Source organism: Enterobacter sp. 940_PEND (assembly GCF_001059415.1).
GTDB classification, from domain to species: domain Bacteria; phylum Pseudomonadota; class Gammaproteobacteria; order Enterobacterales; family Enterobacteriaceae; genus Enterobacter; species Enterobacter cloacae_M.
In genome coordinates this window covers 1-6,800 of the sequence record NZ_JUMS01000025.1, presented here as the reverse complement: position 1 = coordinate 6,800, position 6,800 = coordinate 1, and the positions used below count along the sequence as shown (strand labels likewise).

General features: G+C 56.9%; 7 protein-coding genes. 3 read left to right on the top strand and 4 right to left on the bottom strand.

Annotation, left to right across the window (positions count from 1 at the left end):
* The first annotated feature begins 105 nt into the window (after window positions 1-105).
* Window positions 106-336: a DUF2554 family protein gene (locus ADJ24_RS04965; protein WP_023311760.1), complete on the top strand. Its 231-nt coding sequence runs from the start codon at window positions 106-108 to the stop codon at window positions 334-336.
* On the opposite strand, the gene ADJ24_RS04960 is transcribed toward ADJ24_RS04965, so the two are convergent.
* Both ADJ24_RS04960 and ADJ24_RS04955 read right to left on the bottom strand, forming a co-directional pair.
* A complete protein-coding gene (locus ADJ24_RS04960) occupies window positions 337-2,301 on the bottom strand; it encodes a peptidase U32 family protein (protein ID WP_023311759.1) in 1,965 nt (654 codons plus the stop codon).
* An 80-nt stretch (window positions 2,302-2,381) separates the two neighbouring features.
* A complete protein-coding gene (locus ADJ24_RS04955; protein WP_023311758.1) occupies window positions 2,382-2,909 on the bottom strand; it encodes a helix-turn-helix domain-containing protein in 528 nt (175 codons plus the stop codon).
* Window positions 2,910-3,001: 92 nt separating this feature from the next.
* Here ADJ24_RS04955 and ADJ24_RS04950 point away from each other — a divergent pair, with 92 nt between their 5' ends.
* A complete protein-coding gene (locus ADJ24_RS04950) occupies window positions 3,002-4,168 on the top strand; it encodes a benzoate/H(+) symporter BenE family transporter (RefSeq protein ID WP_023311757.1) in 1,167 nt (388 codons plus the stop codon).
* On the opposite strand, the gene ADJ24_RS04945 is transcribed toward ADJ24_RS04950, so the two are convergent.
* Window positions 4,148-5,020 (bottom strand): helix-turn-helix transcriptional regulator, encoded by an 873-nt coding sequence (locus tag ADJ24_RS04945; RefSeq protein WP_023311756.1) that lies wholly within the window; start codon window positions 5,018-5,020, stop codon window positions 4,148-4,150. The two genes, ADJ24_RS04950 and ADJ24_RS04945, sit on opposite strands and share 21 nt — an antisense overlap.
* A 174-nt stretch (window positions 5,021-5,194) precedes the next feature.
* On the opposite strand from ADJ24_RS04945, the gene ADJ24_RS04940 reads away from it, so the two are divergent.
* Window positions 5,195-6,091 (top strand): DMT family transporter, encoded by an 897-nt coding sequence (locus ADJ24_RS04940; RefSeq protein ID WP_023311755.1) that lies wholly within the window; start codon window positions 5,195-5,197, stop codon window positions 6,089-6,091.
* 34 nt (window positions 6,092-6,125) lie between these two features.
* Here ADJ24_RS04940 and ADJ24_RS04935 read toward each other — a convergent pair whose 3' ends face one another.
* On the bottom strand, window positions 6,126-6,758 hold the full coding sequence (locus ADJ24_RS04935; RefSeq protein ID WP_048702269.1) for a DUF3313 domain-containing protein: 633 nt from the start codon (window positions 6,756-6,758) through the stop codon (window positions 6,126-6,128).
* Between the last annotated feature and the right edge of the window lie 42 nt (window positions 6,759-6,800).

Genomic DNA, 6,800 nt, shown 5'->3' with positions numbered 1-6,800 from the left:
TCAAAAACACCATCATACACTAAATCAGTAAGTTGGCAGCATCACCTAATAACCCTAAGAAATAATCGACATGATTATTCCGCATTATTTTTCAGCGGTGAATCCATGATTAAAAAAGGGTTATCTTTCGTCATGCTTATTTGTGCGCTGTTTTCAGGCCAGCTTATGGCCGGACACAAAGGACACGAATATTTATGGGTCAAGAATGTAGGGCATCAGCTTCGTCATGAAGCCGACAGCGATGAGTTGCGAAGCGCTGCAGAAGAGTCGGCGGAGGGTTTGCGCGAACACCACCTGTGGCAGAAGTCGCGCAAACCGGACACGCACGTTCGGTAATTAGCTGCCCTTGCGTTTTGGCAGGGTTTTCATCAGATCGTCCGGACTGACGGACGCCACAATACTGCCGGGCTGTGGCATTTTGAAGATGTGGTTTTTCATCTTGCCAATCACATGCATTTCGCAGGGACGGCAGTCGAACTTGAGGGTCAGAACCTCATCGCCGTTTACCAGCTGCATGGGAGTGGCCTTCCAGCTCTTAATGTTCCCTTTCGCCTGTTTAGGACACAGGTTAAACGCAAAGCGCAGGCAGTGCTTGGTGATCATCACCGGCACATCGCCCTTCTCTTCATGCGCTTCATAGGCTGCGTCGATCAGCTGCACGCCGTGGCGATGATAGAATTCACGCGCTTTATGGTTATAAACGTTGGCCAGGAAGGATAAATGTGTCTCCGGGTATACGGGTGCAGGAACGGCTTCCGCTTTTCGGCTAGCGCGCGGATACTGTGCCAGGCGCGCGGCATCCAGCATCTCTGCCGTTTCACGACGGAACTGGTTAAGCAGGCTGTTTGGCACAAATAGCGCGTCTGGCAGATTCACGTCGATAGCGCGCGCGTAGTAAATCGTCTGGCCCAGCTTCGCCACGCCATCCTTCAGGCTGTTAAGCGCTTTTTCCGCGTTGTTTGCCACCTCGAAAAGGCCATCAAGCGTATGCGTCACGCTGATGCCGTCTTCACAAGTCATGGTCAGAATCAGCTGCTCTTCCCAGCCGCCCAGCTCAATATCCACGGCGATACGACGTTCGCTGGAGGTTTTCAGCAGCGCCTGCTGCCAGTTATGATCGAGGTTACGGTTAAGGGCCGCGTTCGGCCGCGCCTTGTAGAGATCGGCGGGCATTTCATTCGGCCAGACGCGGTAGCGGTTCTCGCCGGTTTTCTCGACCGTATTGGCACGGAAGCCCACGACCTCACGCTTAATCATCACGTTAAGGCCATCGCCGTTCGCCAGCGGTTCCGTCACTTCGACATCAAGGTGATCTTTCGCCACTTTCAGCACTTCGCCCACCGGTAAACCGATAAACTTCGGTGAGTCGAACGCGCCGATATCCCCTTTACGGGCATTCACAAAATAGTCCGTGCTGCCACGGTGGAACGTTTTGTCCGTCGACGGAATAAAGAAATGCTCGGTGCGGCCGGCCGACGCGCGCGCCAGGTCGCCGCGATCTTCGATAATGGCGTCCAGCATCTGGCGATAGTGCGCGGTGATGTTTTTCACGTAGCTCATATCTTTGTAGCGCCCTTCAATCTTAAAGGAACGCACGCCCGCGTCGATCAGCGCGCCCAGGTTGGCCGTCTGATCGTTATCCTTCATGGAGAGCAGGTGTTTTTCGAACGCCACAACGCGGCCCCGATCGTCTTTCAGGGTATACGGCAGACGGCAGGCCTGAGAACAGTCGCCGCGGTTGGCGCTGCGGCCCGTCTGCGCGTGGGAAATGTTGCACTGACCGGAGTAAGCCACGCACAGCGCACCGTGGATAAAGAATTCAATCGTCGCGTCTGTCGCCTGGTGAATATCGCGGATCTGATTCAGGTTCAGCTCTCGCGCCAGAACGATCTGCGAAAAGCCGACGTCGGAGAGAAACTTCGCCTTCTCGACCGTGCGGATATCGCACTGGGTACTGGCATGCAGTTCAATGGGCGGAATATCCAGCTCCAGAACGCCCATGTCCTGAACGATCAGGGCATCCACCCCGGCCTGGTAGAGATCGGTAATCAGACGTTGCGCAGGCTCCAGCTCATCATCATGCAGAATGGTGTTCAGGGTCACGAACACTTTCGCCCCGAAACGGTGGGCGAACGGCACCAGTTCAGCAATATCGCTCAGGCTGTTGCTGGCGTTATGGCGGGCACCGAAGCCAGGGCCGCCAATGTAGACGGCGTCAGCGCCGTGAAGGATCGCTTCACGGGCAATGGCGGCGTCGCGGGCCGGGCTTAAAAGTTCAAGATGATGGGATTGCAGGCGCATACTTCGTCGTTATCCGTTATGGTCAAAATGGCGGCTATTGTAGTCAGAAGTATGCGTCAGCGAAACAGTTTTGCGTAGCGTCAGCGGGGATAATGAATCAGGGAGTGAAAATGCACCGTCCGGTCGCTGCTGTTGCGGTAGGCGTGCGGTTTATCGCCGGCGAAACGGACGCCCGAATCGGCAGAAATCGTCTGCCACGTGCCGTCAAGCTTCATCTCCAGCTCGCCGCTGACCACCACCACATGTTCAATTACCCCGGCCTCATGCGGCGTGGATTCACTGAGCGCGCCGGGTGCCAGGGTAATGGAGAAATAATCAAACCCGAGCGTCTCGTCCCACGGAAAGAGCGGTTTGACCACCATCGCCTGCTGCTGCGGGTCAAACACCGCCTGCCGGTCCGCCTCTGGCGTGATGAACGCGGAAAACGGCACGTTCAGCCCGGTGGCTATTTTCCACAGCGTCGACACCGTCGGGCTGGATTCATTGCGCTCGATTTGCCCCAGCATCGCTTTAGACACGCCGGTCTCGTCCGCGAGCTTCGACAAACTCCAGCCGCGCGCCTGGCGCAGCGTTTTCAGCGTTGTTGCAAGGTGTAGTGTTATGTCCATGGTCCCTCCTGATGGCGATCAGCATACCACTTGTACGCTATAGCGCACAGTGTTACCTTATATCGGACGTTATAACGCACAACGGAGTTTTTATGCGCCCTTCCTCTCACCTTGTTCCAGTCGCACTGGCTGGATTTGTCGCCGTGCTGGTCGGTTACGCCAGCTCGGCCGCCATCATCTGGCAGGCTGCCGCCGCGGCTGGTGCCAGCGCACAGCAGATCGCAGGCTGGATGACCGCGCTGGGGATTGGAATGGGCGTCAGCACGCTGGCGCTTTCCTGGTGGTACAAAGCGCCGGTGCTGACCGCCTGGTCAACGCCCGGCGCGGCGCTGCTCGCAACCAGCCTGCACGGCGTGACGTTGCCGGAAACGATCGGCGTGTTCATCTTTGCTAATGCGCTCATTTTACTTTGCGGCATCACCGGGCTCTTCGCCCGTCTGATGAGGCTGATCCCCCATTCGCTTGCCGCCGCCATGCTGGCAGGCGTGTTGCTGCAGTTTGGCCTGCACGCGTTTGCGCACCTGGAGGGTCACTTTCTGCTGTGCGGCAGCATGATTGCGGCGTGGCTGTTGGCAAAAGCGCTGGCGCCGCGCTATGCCATCGTGGTCACGCTGCTGGTTGGCGGTATCGTGGCATGGGCGGGAGGTGACGTTGTCACCGATAAGCTCGCGTTCTCCCTTGTGATGCCCGAGTTTATTGCGCCCACGTTCACCTTCACCAGCCTGGTGAGTATTGGCGTGCCCTTCTTCCTGGTCACCATGGCATCGCAAAACGCGCCGGGGTTCGCCACGATGAAGGCCTCCGGTTACCCGCTGGCGGTCTCGCCGCTCATCATCGTTACGGGAGCGCTGGCGCTGCTGTTTTCCCCTTTTGGCGTCTTTTCTATCTGTATCGCAGCCATTACTGCCGCCATTTGTCAAAGCCCGGATGCGCACCCGGATCCCGCAAAACGCTGGCTGGCGGCCATCGCAGCCGGAGGATTTTATCTGCTGGCGGGGATTTTCGGCGGCTCGATTACCGGGCTGATGGCCGCTCTGCCGCTCAGCTGGATCCAGACGCTCGCCGGTCTGGCGCTGCTGGGCACCATCAGCGGGAGTTTATATCAGGCACTGAGCCACGAGGCGGAGCGCGACGCGGCCATCGTCACGTTCCTGATGACCGCGAGCGGCGTCACGATCCTGGGCATCGGTTCGGCATTCTGGGGGCTGGTGCTGGGCGGCGTGTGCTATGCCCTGTTTTCACGCGCTCGCCGCGCGTAGCTGCGAAGGCGTCATGCCCGTCGCGCTGCGAAAGCGGTTGCTGAAGTGGCTGGCGGAGTTAAACCCACAGGCAAGGGCGATGTCCGTCAGCGGCGTCACCGTGTTCTGCACCAGCGCCTTCGCTTTTTCCATTCTTCTCTGCATCACGTACTGATGCGGCGCCAGCCCCGTCGACTGGCGGAACATGCGGGCAAAATGGTATTCGCTGAGGGCGGCCTGAGCCGCCAGTTCAGCCAGCGTAAGGGGTTGCCCGAGGTTCTCTTCAATAAAGGCCAGCACGTTGCGCAGCACGAATGGCGATAGCCCGCCGGTGACGACCGGCAGCTTCCACTGAACGTTTGAGTAGTTTTGCAGCAGATGGGTCAGGAGCAGCGTAGAGGCCGTGCTCAGGGTTAGCTGGTTGGCGTGCTGCTGCCAGTCGCAGCCGAGTAAAAACTGGCGATAAAGCGCGGTGATCTTCGGATCGCTACCAAAAATGCGCTCGTCCAGCGTCAGCGAAAGCGGGCGCTTGTCCCAGATCTTTTCCCCCACGTCGCGCAGGTGTTCATCGGTGCAGTACAGATGCACAAACGACAGGTCATCACGGATATCCCACGTCGATTCGCTCTCTTTTGGCATCAAACAGAAGCGGTCCGGCCCCCCGCCGTTCTTCCAGCCGCCCGGCGTTTTTTGATAGCTTTCGTAGCCATCCGCTATGTACAGGCTCAGGGTATGGTGGTTACTTTTTACCGTTATCGTATCGTGCTTGTTGTACCACGCTGCCAGCTGAATGCCCGAATTCAGCGAGACGGTTTCCCGCAGGACCGCATTTTGTTGGCAAAGCGTTTCAAAGGTATCGTAAGCGTGAGACATGACCGTAAGCGCGTGATTGACTGGAATATCAGTCTAAGAAGAGTTGTCTCCCGTTGCCAGCCCCCGGGAAAGAAAAAAGCGCAAGATTTTGCAAGTCGACCGCAAGCCGGTGAAAGCCCCTGACCGATCTCGGCGCCATACTGCGGGCTTCCGTGGTTTGAGAAGAGAAAAAGTATGAACGCATTATTATACGGACTGGTGGTGGTTATCTGGGGAACCACCTGGATTGCGATTTTCCTGCAGCAGGGTCCCGTAGCGGCGCCCGTCTCGATTTTCTGGCGTTTCGCCGTCGCCAGCCTCACGATGATGGTGGTGTTAATCGCCCTGCGCCGCCTGCGCAAGCTGGCGCTGCGGGATCACCTTTTTTGTATCCTCCAGGGATGCTGCGTTTTCTGCTTTAACTTCTGGTGTTTTTACGCCGCAGCCTCGCACATCAACACCGGGCTGGAATCGGTGATTTTCTCCATGGCCGTGCTCTATAACGCCATTAACAGCTTTATCTACTTCGGGCAGCGCCCGCCCGCGCGTTTCTGGACGGCGGCAGCACTGGGCCTGACTGGGATCGTCACCCTCTTCTGGGACGATCTGCTGGCCAGCGGCTGGAGCGCGTCGCTCCTGACCGGGATTGGCCTCTCCGCGCTCGGCACCTACGGCTTCTCGCTGGGCAATATGATCAGCATGCGTCATCAGCGCAGAGGCCTTGAAACCATGACCACCAACGCCTGGGCGATGCTCTACGGCACGCTGGTGATGGGCTGCATTGCCCTGTTCAGAGGCGACAGCTTCGCGCCGGAGTGGACCGTCAGCTACGTTGGCGCGCTGCTCTATCTGGCTGTATTTGGTTCGGTGATTGCGTTTGGCGCCTATTTCACGCTGGTGGGGCGCATCGGTCCGGGCAAAGCGGCCTACAGTACGCTGCTCTTCCCGCTGGTGGCGCTGACCATCTCCACGGTGTATGAAGGCTACGTCTGGCATATCAACGGTATCGTGGGATTAGTGCTGATTCTGGGGGGAAATATGGTGATGTTTACCAAACCAGAAACCTGGTTCAGACGCTTACGAATGGCGTAAATAAAAAGGCCTGCATTACGCAGGCCGTTTTATTTTATTTCGCGGTCTTTTTCACATCAAACATGGTGGCGTCCGTCGCCATGTCATCAACTACCTGCTTCAGCGTTGCAAAGGTCATCGGCGTACTTTCGTTGTTCAGATCTTTACCTTCGCCTTTACGCACCACCTTCATGACCGGTTTGTTGGTGGCCGCATCGATCAGTTCGCCTTCAAAGAAGAGATGCGTGTCCATGGTGCGATGCCCGGTTGCCATCTGCGTACCCGCTACTACCAGCGCGACCGGCACCACTTCATAGAACTGCAGACCCTCTTTCTGCGAACTCACCCCGGTAATTGCACCACGGAAAATCAGGCTGTGTTTACCCGGCGTGGTCACAATTGGCTTACGGGTACCAATAGCGGTTTTCATTTTGTTATTGGTGTAATTCAACAGCTCATCAAGCGTTTTTTGACCAATTTGTGTGGTCGGTTTAGGCGCAGGATAATAAGTAATCGGCGTCCAGAGAATACTGTCGTAATTAGCTTCGTTATAAGAAGGATCAACCCAACGCAGCGTTGGTTTACCCGTCGCAGACGTCGTCTGCTGCAAGCCGGAATAGTCTTTTAAAAAGCCAGAATATTGTTCGGGAGCCGCAACTTTTGAAGAACAGCCCGCCAACGCGGTAATGACTCCAACTTACTGATAGTGTTTTATGTTCAGATAATGCCC

Bases quoted from the DNA above. Each gene is read 5' to 3' on its own strand.
- ADJ24_RS04965 (WP_023311760.1), top strand. From the start codon at position 106: ATGATTAAAAAAGGGTTATCTTTCGTCATGCTTATTTGTGCGCTGTTT.
- ADJ24_RS04960 (WP_023311759.1), bottom strand. From the start codon at position 2,301: ATGCGCCTGCAATCCCATCATCTTGAACTTTTAAGCCCGGCCCGCGAC.
- ADJ24_RS04955 (WP_023311758.1), bottom strand. From the start codon at position 2,909: ATGGACATAACACTACACCTTGCAACAACGCTGAAAACGCTGCGCCAG.
- ADJ24_RS04950 (WP_023311757.1), top strand. From the start codon at position 3,002: ATGCGCCCTTCCTCTCACCTTGTTCCAGTCGCACTGGCTGGATTTGTC.
- ADJ24_RS04945 (WP_023311756.1), bottom strand. From the start codon at position 5,020: ATGTCTCACGCTTACGATACCTTTGAAACGCTTTGCCAACAAAATGCG.
- ADJ24_RS04940 (WP_023311755.1), top strand. From the start codon at position 5,195: ATGAACGCATTATTATACGGACTGGTGGTGGTTATCTGGGGAACCACC.